The organism is Bradyrhizobium yuanmingense (genome assembly GCF_025200905.1).
GTDB classification, from domain to species: domain Bacteria; phylum Pseudomonadota; class Alphaproteobacteria; order Rhizobiales; family Xanthobacteraceae; genus Bradyrhizobium; species Bradyrhizobium yuanmingense.
The window spans coordinates 2083649-2098776 of record NZ_CP104173.1; the positions used below are offsets into that span (position 1 = coordinate 2083649).

Genomic DNA, 15128 nt, shown 5'->3' on the forward strand with positions numbered 1-15128 from the left:
TCCGTTTGATGCCGGTTGTTCGCTCACGCATTCACGTGCGTGTGCAGGTTGTAGCGGGGGGCGGGAATAGTGCTCGAGAGCTTGTTCGTCATGGCAAGCCGCGCGCTCTCGTGGCGATCCCACTCCGACTTGTCGGCCAGCGCCGGGATCGTCACGACTTCGCCGAGGTCGAGACCGGCGAGGGCGGCGTCGACCAGGTCGTCGGCCGACATGACGATCTCTGCCGGAAGCTGGTGAACCGGCGTGCCCGCGATGTCCCAAAACTCCGTCGCAGTGGCGCCCGGCAGCACGGCCTGAATGCGGATGCCCTTCCCGGCGAGCTCGTGAACGAGTGACTGGGTGAATGCGAGCACGAAAGCTTTCGAGCCGCCGTAGACGCCGTTGAGCAGCTCCGGCGCGATCGCGACGATGGAAGCGATGTTGATGATCGTGCCGTGGCCGCGGGCGATGAATCCGGGCACCGCTGCGTAGGTCAGGCGCGTCAGTGCACCGACGTTGAGACGGATCATGTCTTCCATCTTGTCGATGTCGGAATCGATCAGCGGGGCCGAGGCGCCGACGCCGGCGTTGTTGACCAGCACCGAAATGTCGCCGTTGGTTCTGATGAGTTGCTCGACGCGGCGGAGGTCGGCAGGGGATGTGAGATCGGCTTCCACCGTTTCCACCTTGCGGCCAGTTTCGTTGCCGAGCCTGCGCGCGAGCGATGCGAGCCGCTGCCTGTTGCGCGCAACGAGGATGAGGTCGTGGCCGCGCTTCGCCAGGCGATCGGCGTAGATCGCGCCGATTCCGGTCGAAGCTCCGGTGATGAGGGCAGTGCCTGTTCTGGTCTGGGTCATTTTCGTCTCTCCTTCGGTTTGGGTGCGGAAAGGAATAGGCACTTCCGGAAATGGTGGGTATCTGGCAAAATCGGGACCTTTCCTTCCAGAATATGGAAGTGTCCCATGGATCGTCTCGAAAGCATGTCGGTGGTCCTGGCGGTGGCGGAGGCGGGCAGCCTGTCCGCCGCCGCGCGCCGTCAGAAAATGCCGTTGGCAACGGTGAGCCGGAAGGTTTCGGAGCTCGAGGAGCACCTCCAGACCAAGCTGTTTCATCGCTCGAGCCGCGCGCTCGTCCCAACGGACGCCGGTCGCTCCTACATCGCCGCGGCCAAGCGAATTCTCGCCGATCTCACCGAAGCCGAGCGCGTTGCCTCCGGCGAATACACCACGCCGCGTGGTGATCTCAGCATCACGACGCTGGTCGCGCTCGGTCGGCTATGCTTGCAGCCGATCCTTGCCGAGTTTCTTGCGGCATTTCCGGAGGTGGATGTTCAGCTCATCTTGCAGGACCGGACGCTCAACCTTCTGGACGAGAACATTGACGTCGCGCTTCGTGTCGGCGATCTCGCCGACAGCGGCCTGATCGCCGTGCGCGTGGGGGAAATTCACCGCGTCGCCTGCGCCAGCCCGTCCTATCTGAAGCTGCGGGGAACGCCGAAGGCTCCCGATGATGTCTCCGCCCACGACTGCATCAGCTATCCTCCGCTTCAATCGCCGGGCACGTGGAGATTCAAACGAGGGCAGACCGAGTATGCAGTGCCGGTTCGGTCGCGCTTCATTGCAAGCAATCTGGAATCGGCCATCGATGCCGCGCGCGCAGGCATCGGGATCACCGTCGTGTTCTCCTATCTGGCGTCGGATGCGCTGAGGTCTGGAGAGCTCGTTGCGCTCCTGCAGGACTTTCAACCGCCGCCGCAGCCGGTCAGCTTCGTCTACTCGCCCAACCGCTTCATGCCGGCGAAGCTGCGAGCATTTCTCGACTTCGCAGTGCCGCGCCTGAGGTCGCGCTTGGCCGACATGCCGCGGGACACGGCACCCCGGAAGCAGCCGCCGCAACGATAGAGGGCGCGGCCGTCATGGGCCGTGCGTCAGCGAGCGCCGCGTAGCTTCGGTCTGGTCGCCTCCGTCCATTGATCTAGATCAACGCTATCGCGGGGGGCGGCAGGCTGTTCAACGATCAGGCGTTCCTTACGGCCTTGTCGTGGTTAGTCAGGGACGCGCCTGATCGATCCAGAGATCGGCCGAGCATGAAGATCAAACTGCCCATTGTCTCACTCTCCGCGCTGATCGTCTCAGTGCCGGCGCCAGCCGCAACGCTCAGCGAGGCCGAGGCGACGTTCCTCGACCAACTCGTCACGGCATCGGTGGTGCTCGAGCAGCGATGCGACGGTTATGAGGTCGACGGCTCGGGCAGCGTTCGGCTCGGCGCGCGGCTTCTCGGAAGCCCGGATGCGGCGATGGCCATGATCGACGCCTATGCTGCCGCCATCCAGGCCCGCGACGGTGCGAGCTACAACCCCCGTAAATTCCGTCCCGAGGTGTCCGACGCAGCCGCCACGACATTCAGGCGCGTCCGGACGGAGTTGATCAGGAACCCGAAACGAGCCTGCGCCGATTATGGCGATGCCAGTGTCGATCGCGGGCTGCTCAGGCGGTATTGAACGGTCATCGTGATCAGGCCGCTGCGCGCGACGTCCCTGAATCACTTGCCGGCGCGTCAGAAATGCAGGTTGATCCTCAGCAGCGCCTGGTGCCGCTCGAACTGATCGAGGTTGAGGCTGCGAACGTCGCCGATCGCCTGGCCGGCAACCTGCATCTGCCAGGTGCCGGAGATGCCGACCTCCTTCGAGATGTTGTAGGAGAAGGTTGGGCCAGCAAAGACGGCGTCTCCCAAAAAGCGGTCGAGGCCGCCGCCGTCATAGGCCCGCGCGTAGCGTACGCCGAGGCCGAAGAGGAGGTCGGGATTCACTGCGTAGGAGATCGCGGCCTGGAGCTGCATCTCGGAATCGTGTCGCCAAAGATTGGTCAGGGTCTCGCGGGTTCCGCCGGTCCCGTACCAGACGTTGAAGGCGGCGAACAACCTGTCCTTCACCAGCTCGCGATCGAACAGCGCGGCAAACTCTGCGCCATATTGCGCGATGTGCATGCCGCTGCCGTCGTCGATCCGGCTCCAGCCGGGCTGCGCATGGAGGGTCAGCCCAAAGGGCGCGACGGTACGATCGAGCAGCTTGTAGCGCAGTTCGAGCGCCACCCCGCCGAAAGCGACGTCGCGATGATCGGCAAGTCCCGGAACGCCATTGATGTGATGTCCCGTCAGTGCAAATCCGGGTGCGATCCGGAAGTTGTCCGAGACCGTATATTTGACCTGATTGAGATTGGCCCAGGCTGCGTAAGTGCCGGAGCGCTTGCCGAATGCGCCGACATTCTCGAACTCGACCTCCATTTCGCCGGGCTTGCCGATATCGGAGCCCATGCTGAAGCCGAAGATGTGCTCGGTGTCGATGTCTGAATGAGCTGACGACAGGTTCTGCGCGGGCTTGGAGGCGGCGTGACTGAGCGGGGCGGGAGGCGTACCAGATGTGCGTCCCCGCTTGTCGTCGGCGATGGCCAAGGCGCAGCTCGCCAGCTGACTGGCCACGATCGTTGCCGCCGCTAGGGCGCGCGGGAAGCTCAATATTCCAGACACGAACAAATCACCTCTAAGCCGAGACCCGCTGATTGCCGGAAGGTCTCGGGCACATACGCCGACCCCCTGCAAATGCAAGTCATTCGCAAAAGATTTCACGCAATCGCCGTCGATGCAATTCTTGCGACTCATTCTTAGTTGCGTTCAAATGTCGCAGCTGGACTGAGCTCCAAGGCTGTTGCTGGGTGGGAGGCGGGCCTGGCCGGCATTCGAGGGGGCCAGGACCCAATTGATACCAGACCAGCTGGCAGCACCGACCATGCGAGACCAGTCGGGATCGCGTGCGGTTGACGATGGAGCGGTGCTCGCGCTTGGCGACCGCACGTACCTGCCAGAGCTGTCGACCGCGCTGGCTGCAAGAGGCTGCGAAAAGGACGACCGCCGGGCCGGTCAAGCCGTCGAATCAACCTCTGGCGATGTCCCGGCTCATTTTCTGCAATCGTGCAAAGGCAGCCCACGCGTTTGGATATTGGGCGTCTTTTGAATCGATCGTGAGCAGCGCGCGGCAGGCCTCGTCGATGTCGTCCGCTGAAGGACGCATGGAGATGTCGCCCGATGATTCCGCCCGCTTCCAGCGGTCCTCGACCTCTTTCGCCAGGGCCAGTGCTTCCGAGGGGGTTCGCTTCCGGGTTGGCTTCGCCAATGCGTGGTCCGGCGGGAATGTAGGCCAGGCGGTGGGAGGCCGATCGGCGCGCCAGTCGCCTTCCTTGGCGGCCTCGCGCCTCGCGGGCGGATTTGCCTGCCCAGGTGCGGCATCAGGCGGAACGGTCCGGCCGGCCAGCTCGCGGATCTGCTGCTCCATTGTCCCGCCGGACGACGATCCCCCGGCCGAGGCCGCAGGCGCTGTCAGGACGGGCGCAATCGACGTCTGCACGTCGGGAGCAATCTTCTGGACGGTCTTGACGACCGCCGACGCGCCGGGCGACAGAGCCGGCCGCTGTTGCGCGACCTTGTCGTCCTCAGTGGGGCACGGCCGGTATCCCGAACGCTGATGCGTCATGCGTCCGTCGTCATCGATGCGGGCAAAATCGATGGCCACGCTGTAGACGAAGGGGGCGTCGATGAACTGTCCGGACTTGTCCCTTGCCTTGACGCCGCCGCAAACATAGCGCGCCGCGCCGGCCTCGACTGACGCAACGCGCCGAATGTGGCCGTCCCTGGATCGATCAGCGCGTGTCGAACGGCTGCGCGAGCTTTCATGTGTTCAGTGGAGAGCGCGCTGATCAGGGCGTCAGGGTTGATGAAATCAGGCTGGTAGTACCACACATACTCGGCGGCAAAAAAAGCTGCGCCGAAAGCCGCTGCGATCAAGACACCGGGTACGTTCATGCTATTTCTCCGGGCAACGGACCCGGCATGGTTGTTATTTATTTCGAGAACCATTTGCGCTAGAGACTTCTAACAAGTCGTTAATCGGTTGTGCGATCGAGGAGGATCTACCAGACGATGGTCCTCGGGGACGGATGAGCCGCGCCGGGTTCATTTGCGCGCCTTGTTGACAATACGGGGCGAGGCGGTACCACCGGGGCAAACTGGACGGAGCGACCTGATGACGAGTGGCTTGCGCAAGGGTCTGACGAGCTATGGCGATGCCGGTTTCTCGCTGTTCCTGCGCAAGGCGTTCATCAAGGCCATGGGCTATTCTGACGACGCGCTGGAGCGCCCGATCGTCGGCATCACCAACACCTATAGCGACTACAATCCCTGCCACGGCAACGTCCCTGACATCATCGAAGCCGCCAAGCGCGGCGTGATGCTGTCGGGCGCGATGCCCTTCGTGTTCCCGACCATCTCGATCGCGGAGAGCTTTGCGCATCCGACCTCGATGTACCTGCGCAATCTGATGGCGATAGACACCGAGGAGATGATCCGCGCCCAGCCGATGGATGCGGTGATCGTGATCGGCGGCTGCGACAAGACGCTGCCGGCGCAGGTGATGGCCGCGATCAGCGCCGACCTGCCGACCGTGGTCATCCCCGTCGGGCCGATGGTGGTCGGTCATCACAAGGGCGAGGTGCTGGGGGCCTGCACCGATTGCCGCCGCCTCTGGGCGAAATATCGCGCCGGCGATATGGACGATGCCGAGATCGAGGCGGTGAACGGCCGGCTGGCGCCATCGGTCGGCACCTGCATGGTGATGGGCACGGCCTCGACCATGGCCTGCATGATCGAGGCGATGGGCCTGTCGCTGCCGATGAGCGCGACGATTCCCGCGCCGCATGCCGAGCGTTTCCGTCTCGCCGAGGCCAGCGGCAAGGTTGCCGCGGAGATGGCCAAGGCCAAGGGCCCGAAGCCGAGCGACGTGTTGACGCCGGCCTCGTTCAAGAACGCGCAAGTCGTGCTGCAGGCGATCGGCGGCTCGACCAACGGCTTGATCCATCTGACCGCGATGGCGCATCGCTCGCCGCACCGGCTCGATCTCGCAGCGTTCGACCAGATCGGTCGCGAGGTGCCGGTGCTGGTCGATCTCAAGCCGTCCGGCGAGCATTATATGGAGCACTTCCACCACGCCGGCGGCGTGCCGAAGCTGCTGGCGCAGCTCGGCGATCTCGTCGACCTCGATGCCAAGACCATCAGCGGCCAGACGTTGCGGGAGATCGCGGCGAATGCGGAGGACGTGCCAGGCCAGGATGCGATTCGTCCGCGTGATAATCCGATCAAGAAGGAGGGCGGCCTCGCCATCCTGCACGGCAATCTCGCCCCGCGCGGCGCGGTCATCAAGCAATCCGCCGCCAGCCCGAAGCTGCTGCAGCACACCGGGCGCGCCGTCGTGTTCGAATCCGTCGAGGACATGACCTTGCGGGTCGACGATCCCGATCTCGACGTCAACGCCGACGACGTGCTGGTGCTGCGCAACGCCGGCCCGAAGGGCGCGCCGGGCATGCCGGAAGCCGGTTATCTGCCGATCCCGAAGAAGCTCGCGCGCGGCGGCATCAAGGACATGGTGCGCATCTCGGATGCGCGCATGAGCGGCACCGCGTTCGGCACCATCGTGCTGCACATCACCCCGGAATCCGCCGTCGGCGGGCCGCTGGCGCTGGTTGAGAACGGCGACATGATCCGCCTTGATGTGGCCAAGCGCAGCATCGAGCTCTTGGTTGACGCCGCCGAGCTGGAGCGGCGCCGCGCTGCGTTGAAGCCGGTGGCCGCGCCGGAAGAGGCGCGGCGCGGCTACGCCTGGCTGTTCAACGAGACCATCCTGCAGGCCGACGAGGGCTGCGATTTCGACTTCATGCAGAGAACGGGCCCCGCGAAGGGCTGAGCCACCGCCTTGCTACTTCCCCTTGCTCGTGAACTTCTTCACGGCGGTGCGGAACGCTTCCGTGTTCATCGCCATGATGATCTTGTGCTCCTCGGCATCGAGCTGCTGCTTCACCGGCGTGGTCGCCGCCTGATAGACCAGCTGCTTGGTGCCGGCGATCGAAGCCGGCGGGTTCTGCGCGAGACGCTCGGCAAGTTTTTGCGTCGCGGTCTTCAACTCGGCCGCGGGGACGGTCTTGGCAACCAAGCCCCATTCATAGGCCTGTTGCGCGGTGAAATTGTCCTCGACGAGAAAGATCTGCAGCGCCCGGCGGGAGCCGACCGTGCCGACGATGCCGACGGTCGAGCCGCCGTCCGGCGACACCCCGATCTTGGCATAGGCCGGCGTGAACTTGGCATCGTCAGCGGCGATGCAGAGATCGGTGACGAAGGCGAGGCCCATGCCGGCGCCGGCGGCCGAGCCGTGCACGCTCGACAGCGAGATCTTCGGCATGCGCCTGATGATCTCGATGAAGGCGTGATAGTGCTTCAATAGCTCGCCGACGACTGAAGTCACCGTGCCGGCTTCGGCGGCGGCCCCGATCGTCTGCAGGTCGCCGCCGGCGCAGAACGCGCGGCCTTCGCCTTCGAGCACCACGACGCGGATGTCGTCGGCGCCTTCGATATAGGTTGCGAGCTGCTCGAGCTTCTGCGCAATCGCAAGATCGATCGCGTTGAATGCGGCAGGGCGGTTCAGCGTGATGGTCGCGATCGGGCCGTCGACCTTGAGCAGGGCGGGATCGTCGGGCTTTGAGACGGGAGCGGTCATCTTAAATTCTCCGGCAGGAGGTCGAGGCTCGAACTAAATCGCAGAAGGGCAGGGGTGACAATCCCCGAACCACCGCTCTTGCGCCGGGCGGAACGATAGGCTCAAATGGAGCCGCTTTCGCCAAGGGACGGACACGAGCGCCGGCTCCTCGCAAGGCCAGCAAGCAAAATCAGCGAGAGAGGAGGCGGCATGGGTCACGCTCGTGTCTTCCGGAAATGGGCTGTCCGATGACTGGCCCGGTGATCATCGTCGGTGCCGGCCATGGCGGCTACCAGATCGCGGCATCGCTGCGCCAGGCCGGCTTTGCCGAGCGCATCTGCCTGATCAATGACGAGCCGCATCTGCCCTATCAGCGGCCGCCGCTGTCCAAGGCCTACATCAAGGGCTCCGCGGGCCCGGAGAGCCTGATGTTCAGGCCTGAGAAGTTTTACCAGGACCAGAGCATCGAGCTGATCGCCGGCCGCGCCGCCTCGATCGACCGCGCCGCGCGTAAGGTGCATCTCGCATCCGGCGAGACGCTGGACTATTGGCACCTCGTGCTGGCGACCGGCGCGCGCAATCGCCTGCTCGATCTGCCCAATGCCAATCTGCCCGACGTGAAATATCTGCGCATTCTCGATGACAGCGAGGCGCTGCGCGCGATCATGCCGTCGAAGACGCGCGCCGTGATCATCGGCGCCGGCTTCATCGGCCTCGAATTCGCCGCGACCGCCCGCATCAAGGGCCTCGAGGTCGACGTGCTCGAGCTCGCCCCGCGTGTGATGGCGCGGGCGGTGACGGCGGAGGTCTCCGAATATTTTCAGGCGCGCCACCGCGAGGCCGGCATCCGTATCCATCTCGGTGTGCAGGCGACCTCGATCGAAGCCGAGGCCGGCAAGGTCACCGGCGTGTCCTTGAGCGACGGGCGGCATCTGCCGGCCGACCTCGTCGTGGTCGGCGTCGGCGTGCTGCCGAACATCGAACTCGCGGCCGAGGCAGGGCTGCCGGTCGCCGCCGGCATCATCGTCGATGAATATCTGTCGACGGCTGATCCCAACATTTCGGCCATTGGCGATTGCGCGCTGTTCGCAAGCCCGCGCTTCGGCGGATCGCTGCGGCTGGAATCGGTGCAGAACGCCACCGATCAGGCCCGCTGCCTCGCAGCAAAGCTGACCGGGGATAAGAAACCGTACGACAGCCATCCCTGGTTCTGGAGCGATCAGGGCGACGACAAGCTCCAGATCGCGGGGCTGACGACCGGCTACGACCGCGTCGTGCTGCGCGGCGATCCCGCCAAGAAGGCATTCTCGGCGTTCTGCTATCACGGCGACAAGCTGCTCGGAATCGAATCCATCAACCGCGCCGGCGATCACATGTTTGGCCGGAGATTGCAGGCTATGGACCGCTCCATCACGCCGGAGCAGGCCGCGGACGAGAGCTTCGACCTCAAGAGCGCGCTGGCATGAAGTTCTTCTCCCTCTCCCCGTTCTTACGGGGAGAGGGCTGGGGTGAGGGGCTTTCTCCGCGCATAGGATGGCAGTCGGACTCGCGGAGAGTCCCCCTCACCCGGAATTTGCTCTCGCAAATTCCGACCTCTCCCCGCAAGCGGGGAGAGGCGAAGAGGCCTCTACAGTATCGCCGCCACTTCCGCCCCCGTCGGCATCGACGGGCCGGCGCCCATGCGCTGCACGCTGATCGAGGCCGCGGCGTTAGCGAAGACGAGGGCCGTGCGCAAGGCTGCGCCCTCGGCCAGTTGCGCGGCGAGCGCGCCGACGAAGCAGTCGCCGGCGCCGGTGGTGTCGAGTGCCTTCACCACACGGCCGGCCACCGAGATCTCCTCGTGCCCGGCGAGCGCGAGCACGCCGCGCTTGCCGAGCGTGACGCAGATGGTCTGGTCCTCGCGCGCCTGAAGTTTTCGCGCGACATCGATGATGCGGCCGGCCGCGTCGCTCTCGGAGAGCTCAACGCCGGCGAGGAAGCCGAGCTCGGTTTCGTTCAGCACGAGGATGTCGACCAGCGCCAGCAGCTCGCCCGGCATCTTCTGCGCCGGCGCCGGGTTCAGCACGGTCACTGCCCCCGCCGCGCGGGCGCGGTGGAAGAAGGCAGCGATCGTCGGCAGCGGAATCTCGAACTGGCTGACGGCGACGTCGCCCTTCAGCAGCGGTACGACGCTGACGTCATCAGCGCCGACCAGCCCGTTCGCTCCGGGAACGACGACGATGGTGTTGTCGGCCTCGGCCACCGTGATGATGGCCGTCCCGGTGTGCGCCTCGGCCGTCTCCACGACATAGCCGAGGTCGATGCCCTGGTCGCCGAGAAAGGCCTTCAGCTCAGCGCCCAACGAATCCCTGCCCAGCCGCCCGATCAGCGTGGTCCGCGCCCCTAACCGCGAGGCCGCGACCGCCTGGTTCGCGCCCTTGCCGCCTGGGAAATACAGGACCTGGCGGCCGGCGACGGTCTCGCCGACGCGCGGATGGCGATCGGCCGTGGCCACCACATCCATGTTGATGCTGCCGGCAACGAAGACCCGCCCCATCTCTTTCTAGACCCTGACCTCGAACTCGTGCCTGACCTTGGCGATATCGACCAGCGTCGGCAAGCCGGCCTCGTTGCCGAGGCGCTGGATCTTGTAGGTCGAGGCGGCGCGGGCAAAGTCGAAATGCTCGCGCCAGCTTTTGCCGGGATGGGCGAGGTAGGAATAGACATAGGCGCCGTGGAAGACGTCGCCAGCGCCGTTGGTGTCGATCACGCGCTCGCGCGGGATCGGCATCGCCGGCATCACCTGCACCGTCCCGGTTTCGTCGTACCAGAACAGGCCCTTCTCGCCCATGGTGACGCCGCCGATCTTGCAGCCGCGGCTCTTGAGATAGTCGAGCATCTTCTCCGGCGTCAGATCCATCTGCTCGCACAGGCGCTCGGCGACGATGGCGACGTCGATGAATTCGAGCAGCTCATGGGTGTTGGTGCGCAGGCCGCCGCCGTCGAGCGAGGTCAGGATGCCGGCCTCGCGGCACACCTTGGCGTAGTGGATGGCGGCATCCGGCTGGTGGCCGTCGACATGCAGCGCGCGGCAGCCGCCGAGATTGAGCATCGGAAAGGGGTGGATGTGCTCGTCGTCGCGGCAGCGGACGATGGCGCGCTTGCCGTCCTTGGGCATGATGAAGGAGAGCGAGGACTGGTTGACCTTGCGCCCATGCAGCGAGATGCCGTACTTCGCGCACATGTCCTGGAACATGCGCCCCAGCCAGTCATTGGCTGCGGTCGCGATCAGGTCCGGCACGATGCCGAGTTTGGCGCAGCAGAACGCCGCCGTCACCGCATTGCCGCCGAAGGAGACCGCGTAGTCACGCGCCACGTGCTTCTCGTCGCCGGTCGGCATGTGGTCGGTGATGAAGACGACGTCGATATAGGTCTGTCCGATGAAGAGAGCCTGCATTGCTTGTCCGTGATGCGCTTGTGGTCCCGGCCGGCGGATTACTCTAGCACCGGTTCCGCTCCGGAGGGACGCTGAAATTATTCGCAAAACTGCCGCCCGAAGCGCTTGAGGTCAGCATCTTGGGGGAATACGACCATCACTGGCCCATGCCAAGCCCGGACAAACGCCGTCTTTCGCTCCCGGGGTTCCCCGTCCACAAAAAGGGTGCAGAATGATCATCGGCCTCGATCACATCGTCGTTCTCGTAGGCGATATCGGTGCGGCCAAGGCGGCCTATCAGACGCTGCTCGCCCGCGCGCCAGCCTGGCAGAACTCGGGCGAGGGCGCCGACCGGGTGCTGTTCACCCTCGACAACATGACCATCGAGCTGATGGCCCCTCACGGCTTCAGCGTCACCGCCGACCGTATGCGCGCACTGCTCGGCAACCAGGAAGGCATCCTCGCCAGCCTGTGCTTTCGTGTCGCCGACATCGGCAAGATGCACCGCCGGCTGGAGCGGGTGGCCCTGAGGCCCGATCCGGTCGCGGACGTCGAAAGCAACGACGCCGTCACGGGTGCCGTGCTGCACTGGAAGCGCACGCGGGCCGCCACCGAGCTGACGCGCGGCGTGCGCATGTTCTTCCTGGAACTGGCCGACGAGCGTCCGAAGTCCGCCGTGACCGACATCGCGCCGATCGAGGGGCTCGACCATGTCGTCGTCACCACGGAGGATTCCGAGCGCGCCGCCGCGCTCTACGGCGCCCGGCTCGGTCTTGATCTCGCGCTCGACCGCTCGCACCAGGACTGGGGCCAGTTGATGTTCTTCCGCTGCGGCGATCTCATCGTCGAGGTGGTGCGCCGCCCGGTCGCGGGCGGCGATGCCGCGCATGACCGGCTCTGGGGCCTGAGCTGGCGGGTCGGCGACATCGACGCCACCCGCGCCCGCCTGATCGCGAGCGGACTCGACGTCAGCGAGGTGCGCACCGGCCGCAAGCCGGGGACGCGCATCATGACCGTGCGCAACGGCACCTGCGGAATCCAGACCGTGCTGCTGGAGCGTTCGCCGAAGCCGGTGGAGTGATTCTGTCATTCCGGGGCGATGCGTAGCATCGAACCCGGAATCCATTTCGCGGCTGACTCTGCCGCCCAATGGATTCCGGGCTCGCGCCAAGAGGCGCGCCCCGGAATGACGAACATTCTCAAACTCACGCTCGCGTGCTACACGCGTCTTGTCGGCACCCAGCGAGCACCCGGTTTGGCGAAGGCAAAGCGAACTCTGAAATGGCAGCGCGACCCCGAGGGGATGCGGCTGCGCATTCTCGAAGCCGCCAAGCAGGAGTTTTCCGCCCATGGCCTTGCCGGCGCGCGCGTCGACCGCATCGCGGCCAAGGCCGGCGCCAACAAGCGCATGCTGTACTATCACGTCGGCAACAAGGACGAGCTCTATCTCGCCGTGCTCGAAGGCGCCTATGACAAGATCCGCAGCGAGGAGCGCGGGCTGGACCTCGAACATCTCGATCCGCCCGAGGCGATCCGCCGCCTGATCGAGTTCACCTGGAACTACTTCCTGCGCAATCCCGAATTCCTGTCGCTGCTGCAGACCGAGAACCTCGCGCGCGCCAAGCACCTGAAGAAATCGACCAAGGTCAAGTCCATGCATTCGCCCTTCGTCGAGATGATCCGCACCGTTGTGCGCCGCGGCGTCGACAGCGGCGACTTCCAGGTCGCGGTCGACCCCGTGCAGCTCTACATCTCGATCGCAGCGCTCAGCTTCTTCTATCTCTCCAATTCGGCAACGCTGAGCGTGATCTTCGGCCGCGATCTCCTGGACAAGAAGGCCAAGGACGAGCGGTTGGCGCATATGGTGGGCCTGGTGCTGGCCGCGCTGACGGGGCAATCCGCGGCGCTGTTCGAGATCGCGAAGACGCCGAAGTCGCGCGCCGCGGTCGTGCAGGCGGTGTAGCTCGTAGCCATGATGGGGCGCCTTGCTCCGTCATTGCGAGCGCAGCGAAGCAATCCAGACTGTCTCCGCGGAAAGATCCTGGATTGCTTCGCTGCGCTCGCAATGACCACGTGGAAGCGGCGTGCACCTCACTCCGCCCCCGTGCCCCGGACGCAGCGCAGCAACGCTTACATTGCAGCGCGTCCGGGACACGGAAGGCGATAGTCCCGTCCCCAAAAGCTCCCGGAACCCCGAGCACAAAACGTCACAGGGAAAGCTCTGGACAGTATTTATCCAACGGGTTAATTTCTCCCCCATAATGAAGAAGACTGCCGGGAGTGAAAATTGGCCGAGCCGAAGCCGCAAAACGCTGTTTCCAAGCTGCTGAATGCAGCCTGGGTTCGGCCGTTCTTGTTCCTGGTCTTCATCGTCGTCGCCTGGGATCTCGCGATCCGGCTGTTCAGAATCCCGGCCTACCAGATACCGGCGCCGCTCGACGTCGTCGCCGTGCTGCGCACCGAATGGCCGGAGCTGCTGCGCCAGTCCTGGCCGACCACCTATGCGACCGTCTGCGGCTTCCTGCTGTCGGCGCTGTTCGGCATTCCCGTCGCGATGTTGATCGCGGGCTCGAAGACGGTGGAGAGCTACGTCTATCCACTGCTGGTGTTCTCGCAATCGGTGCCGAAGATCGCGATCGCCCCGCTGTTCGTGGTGTGGTTCGGCTTCGGCATCATTCCCAAGGTGATCTCGGCGTTCCTGCTCGGCTTCTTCCCGGTCGTGGTCTCCGCGGTGCAAGGCTTCAAATCGGTCGATCCCGATATGGTCGATCTCGCCCGTGCCATGCAGGGCAGCCGCCTGCAGGTGTTCCGCGCGGTGAACCTGCCGCATGCGCTGCCGGCGATCTTCTCCGGCCTCAAAGTGTCGGTGACGCTAGCCGTGGTCGGCGCGGTGGTCGGCGAGTTCGTCGGCTCCAATTCCGGCATCGGCTACGTGATGCAGCGCTCGATCGGAACTTTCGACCTGCCGACGATGTTCGCGGCGCTGGTGATCCTGGCGCTGCTCGGCGTGGTCCTGTTCTGGATCGTCGACCGGATCGAGAAGCTGGTCATTCCCTGGCATGTCAGCCAGCGCGAGGACGTGATCTTTGCATCCTGACTAAAGCAACGAGCGGCCACCAACGGCCGACGCAACCAACGGCAAGGGAGAGAAACGATGAAGCGGTTGATTGGAGCTGCATCCGTAGCACTGATGGCGTTCGCAGCCATGCCGGCGCAGGCAGCCGACAAGGTCGTGCTGATGCTGAACTGGTACGTCTATGGCGAGCACGCGCCGTTCTATTACGGCAAGGCCAAGGGCATCTACGCCGCCGAAGGCATCGAGCTCGAGATCCAGGAAGGCCGCGGCTCGGCTGCGACCACGCAGGCGGTTGCCGCCAAGACCGCGGACTTCGGCTATGTCGACGTCCCCACCATGATGCGCGCCGCGATCAAGGGCGCGCCCGTGGTCGCAACCGGCGTGCTGCTGCAAACGAGCCCGATGTCCGCCATGGGCTTCGCCGACAAGAACATCAGGAAGCCTGAAGACATCAAGGGCAAGACGGTGGCGATCACGCCGGCCGATTCCATGACGCAGATCTGGCCGCTGTTCCTGAAGAAGACCGGCCTGAAGGAAAGCGACTTCAAGACCGTCGCCGGCGACGGCCAGACCAAGCTCAACGCCGTCATCAACGGCCAGGCGGATCTGTTGCTCGGCTACGTCATGGACCAGTCGATGAAGATCAAGGACGCCACCGGCAAGGATGTCTATCCGATCAAGTTCGCCGACTACGGCATCAACATGGTCTCCTCGGGCGTCATCGCCAACACCGACTACGTGAAGGCCAATGCGGACCTCGTCCGCCGCTTCATGTCGGCGACGACCAAGGCGGTCGAAGCTGCCGAGAAGGAGCCGAAGGTGGCGGCGCAATCGATCCTCGATGCCAACCCCAAGGGCGGCAAGATCGACACGCTGACGCAGGGTTTTGAGCTGACCATCCCGCTCTACCGGACCGCGGAGACCAAGGGCAAGCGTCCGTTCCAGGTCACCGAGCAGAACATGACCGAGACCGTCAACCTGCTGGTGGAATATGGCGGCCTAGACGCCAAGGCCAAGGAGAACCCGAAGGCCTTCTACACCAACGACTATCTGCCGAAGAGCGGCTCGTGAAACCTGCGACGGTC

The 15128-nt window shown here is 64.7% G+C and carries 15 protein-coding genes; 8 read left to right on the forward strand and 7 right to left on the reverse strand.

Translation table 11 applies throughout. From position 1 onward, the window contains the following. Positions 1-23: 23 nt before the first annotated feature. Entirely contained in the window at positions 24-836 is an 813-nt protein-coding gene (locus tag N2605_RS09805; RefSeq protein ID WP_036004628.1) for an SDR family NAD(P)-dependent oxidoreductase, read from the reverse strand. On the opposite strand from N2605_RS09805, the gene N2605_RS09810 reads away from it, so the two are divergent. After that, positions 744-1880 (forward strand): LysR family transcriptional regulator, encoded by a 1137-nt coding sequence (locus N2605_RS09810; RefSeq protein ID WP_311735363.1) that lies wholly within the window; start codon positions 744-746, stop codon positions 1878-1880. The genes N2605_RS09805 and N2605_RS09810 overlap by 93 nt on opposite strands. A 185-nt stretch (positions 1881-2065) precedes the next feature. Beyond that, a complete protein-coding gene (locus N2605_RS09815; RefSeq protein ID WP_260346463.1) occupies positions 2066-2479 on the forward strand; it encodes a hypothetical protein in 414 nt (137 codons plus the stop codon). 56 nt (positions 2480-2535) lie between these two features. On the opposite strand, the gene N2605_RS09820 is transcribed toward N2605_RS09815, so the two are convergent. The 3 genes from N2605_RS09820 to N2605_RS36370 form a co-directional block, all read right to left on the reverse strand. After that, positions 2536-3429 (reverse strand): hypothetical protein, encoded by an 894-nt coding sequence (locus N2605_RS09820; protein ID WP_311735364.1) that lies wholly within the window; start codon positions 3427-3429, stop codon positions 2536-2538. A gap of 478 nt (positions 3430-3907) precedes the next feature. Beyond that, positions 3908-4543, reverse strand: coding sequence for a hypothetical protein (locus N2605_RS09825; RefSeq protein WP_311735365.1), 636 nt, complete (start codon positions 4541-4543; stop codon positions 3908-3910). Continuing rightward, positions 4501-4833: a hypothetical protein gene (locus N2605_RS36370; protein WP_311735366.1), complete on the reverse strand. Its 333-nt coding sequence runs from the start codon at positions 4831-4833 to the stop codon at positions 4501-4503. Before N2605_RS36370 ends, N2605_RS09825 begins: the two co-directional genes overlap by 43 nt. Before the next feature lie 220 nt (positions 4834-5053). Here N2605_RS36370 and N2605_RS09830 point away from each other — a divergent pair, with 220 nt between their 5' ends. Continuing rightward, on the forward strand, positions 5054-6766 hold the full coding sequence (locus N2605_RS09830; protein WP_260346465.1) for an IlvD/Edd family dehydratase: 1713 nt from the start codon (positions 5054-5056) through the stop codon (positions 6764-6766). Between the two features lie 12 nt (positions 6767-6778). On the opposite strand, the gene N2605_RS09835 is transcribed toward N2605_RS09830, so the two are convergent. Continuing rightward, on the reverse strand, positions 6779-7573 hold the full coding sequence (locus N2605_RS09835; protein ID WP_260346466.1) for an enoyl-CoA hydratase/isomerase family protein: 795 nt from the start codon (positions 7571-7573) through the stop codon (positions 6779-6781). 227 nt (positions 7574-7800) lie between these two features. On the opposite strand from N2605_RS09835, the gene N2605_RS09840 reads away from it, so the two are divergent. Further along, a complete protein-coding gene (locus N2605_RS09840) occupies positions 7801-9018 on the forward strand; it encodes an NAD(P)/FAD-dependent oxidoreductase (RefSeq protein ID WP_036004678.1) in 1218 nt (405 codons plus the stop codon). 161 nt (positions 9019-9179) lie between these two features. Here N2605_RS09840 and N2605_RS09845 read toward each other — a convergent pair whose 3' ends face one another. Beyond that, positions 9180-10088, reverse strand: coding sequence for a ribokinase (locus tag N2605_RS09845; RefSeq protein WP_260346467.1), 909 nt, complete (start codon positions 10086-10088; stop codon positions 9180-9182). A 6-nt stretch (positions 10089-10094) separates the two neighbouring features. Continuing rightward, a complete protein-coding gene (locus N2605_RS09850; protein ID WP_057027031.1) occupies positions 10095-10988 on the reverse strand; it encodes a sugar kinase in 894 nt (297 codons plus the stop codon). A 211-nt stretch (positions 10989-11199) separates the two neighbouring features. Here N2605_RS09850 and N2605_RS09855 point away from each other — a divergent pair, with 211 nt between their 5' ends. The 4 genes from N2605_RS09855 (at position 11200) to N2605_RS09870 (ending at position 15114) form a co-directional block, all read left to right on the forward strand. After that, positions 11200-12048: a VOC family protein gene (locus N2605_RS09855; protein WP_260346468.1), complete on the forward strand. Its 849-nt coding sequence runs from the start codon at positions 11200-11202 to the stop codon at positions 12046-12048. Between the two features lie 174 nt (positions 12049-12222). Further along, a complete protein-coding gene (locus tag N2605_RS09860) occupies positions 12223-12930 on the forward strand; it encodes a TetR/AcrR family transcriptional regulator (protein WP_192893462.1) in 708 nt (235 codons plus the stop codon). Between the two features lie 324 nt (positions 12931-13254). Then, positions 13255-14064 (forward strand): ABC transporter permease, encoded by an 810-nt coding sequence (locus N2605_RS09865; RefSeq protein ID WP_036025834.1) that lies wholly within the window; start codon positions 13255-13257, stop codon positions 14062-14064. A 57-nt stretch (positions 14065-14121) separates the two neighbouring features. Further along, positions 14122-15114, forward strand: coding sequence for an ABC transporter substrate-binding protein (locus N2605_RS09870; RefSeq protein ID WP_225184541.1), 993 nt, complete (start codon positions 14122-14124; stop codon positions 15112-15114). The last annotated feature ends 14 nt before the right edge of the window (positions 15115-15128 follow it).

Excerpts from the sequence above, each read along its gene's own strand:
- N2605_RS09805 (WP_036004628.1), bottom strand. The coding sequence starts at position 836 with ATGACCCAGACCAGAACAGGCACTGCCCTCATCACCGGAGCTTCGACC.
- N2605_RS09815 (WP_260346463.1), top strand. The coding sequence starts at position 2,066 with ATGAAGATCAAACTGCCCATTGTCTCACTCTCCGCGCTGATCGTCTCA.
- N2605_RS36370 (WP_311735366.1), bottom strand. The coding sequence starts at position 4,833 with ATGAACGTACCCGGTGTCTTGATCGCAGCGGCTTTCGGCGCAGCTTTT.
- N2605_RS09830 (WP_260346465.1), top strand. The coding sequence starts at position 5,054 with ATGACGAGTGGCTTGCGCAAGGGTCTGACGAGCTATGGCGATGCCGGT.
- N2605_RS09835 (WP_260346466.1), bottom strand. The coding sequence starts at position 7,573 with ATGACCGCTCCCGTCTCAAAGCCCGACGATCCCGCCCTGCTCAAGGTC.
- N2605_RS09840 (WP_036004678.1), top strand. The coding sequence starts at position 7,801 with ATGACTGGCCCGGTGATCATCGTCGGTGCCGGCCATGGCGGCTACCAG.
- N2605_RS09845 (WP_260346467.1), bottom strand. The coding sequence starts at position 10,088 with ATGGGGCGGGTCTTCGTTGCCGGCAGCATCAACATGGATGTGGTGGCC.
- N2605_RS09850 (WP_057027031.1), bottom strand. The coding sequence starts at position 10,988 with ATGCAGGCTCTCTTCATCGGACAGACCTATATCGACGTCGTCTTCATC.
- N2605_RS09855 (WP_260346468.1), top strand. The coding sequence starts at position 11,200 with ATGATCATCGGCCTCGATCACATCGTCGTTCTCGTAGGCGATATCGGT.
- N2605_RS09870 (WP_225184541.1), top strand. The coding sequence starts at position 14,122 with ATGAAGCGGTTGATTGGAGCTGCATCCGTAGCACTGATGGCGTTCGCA.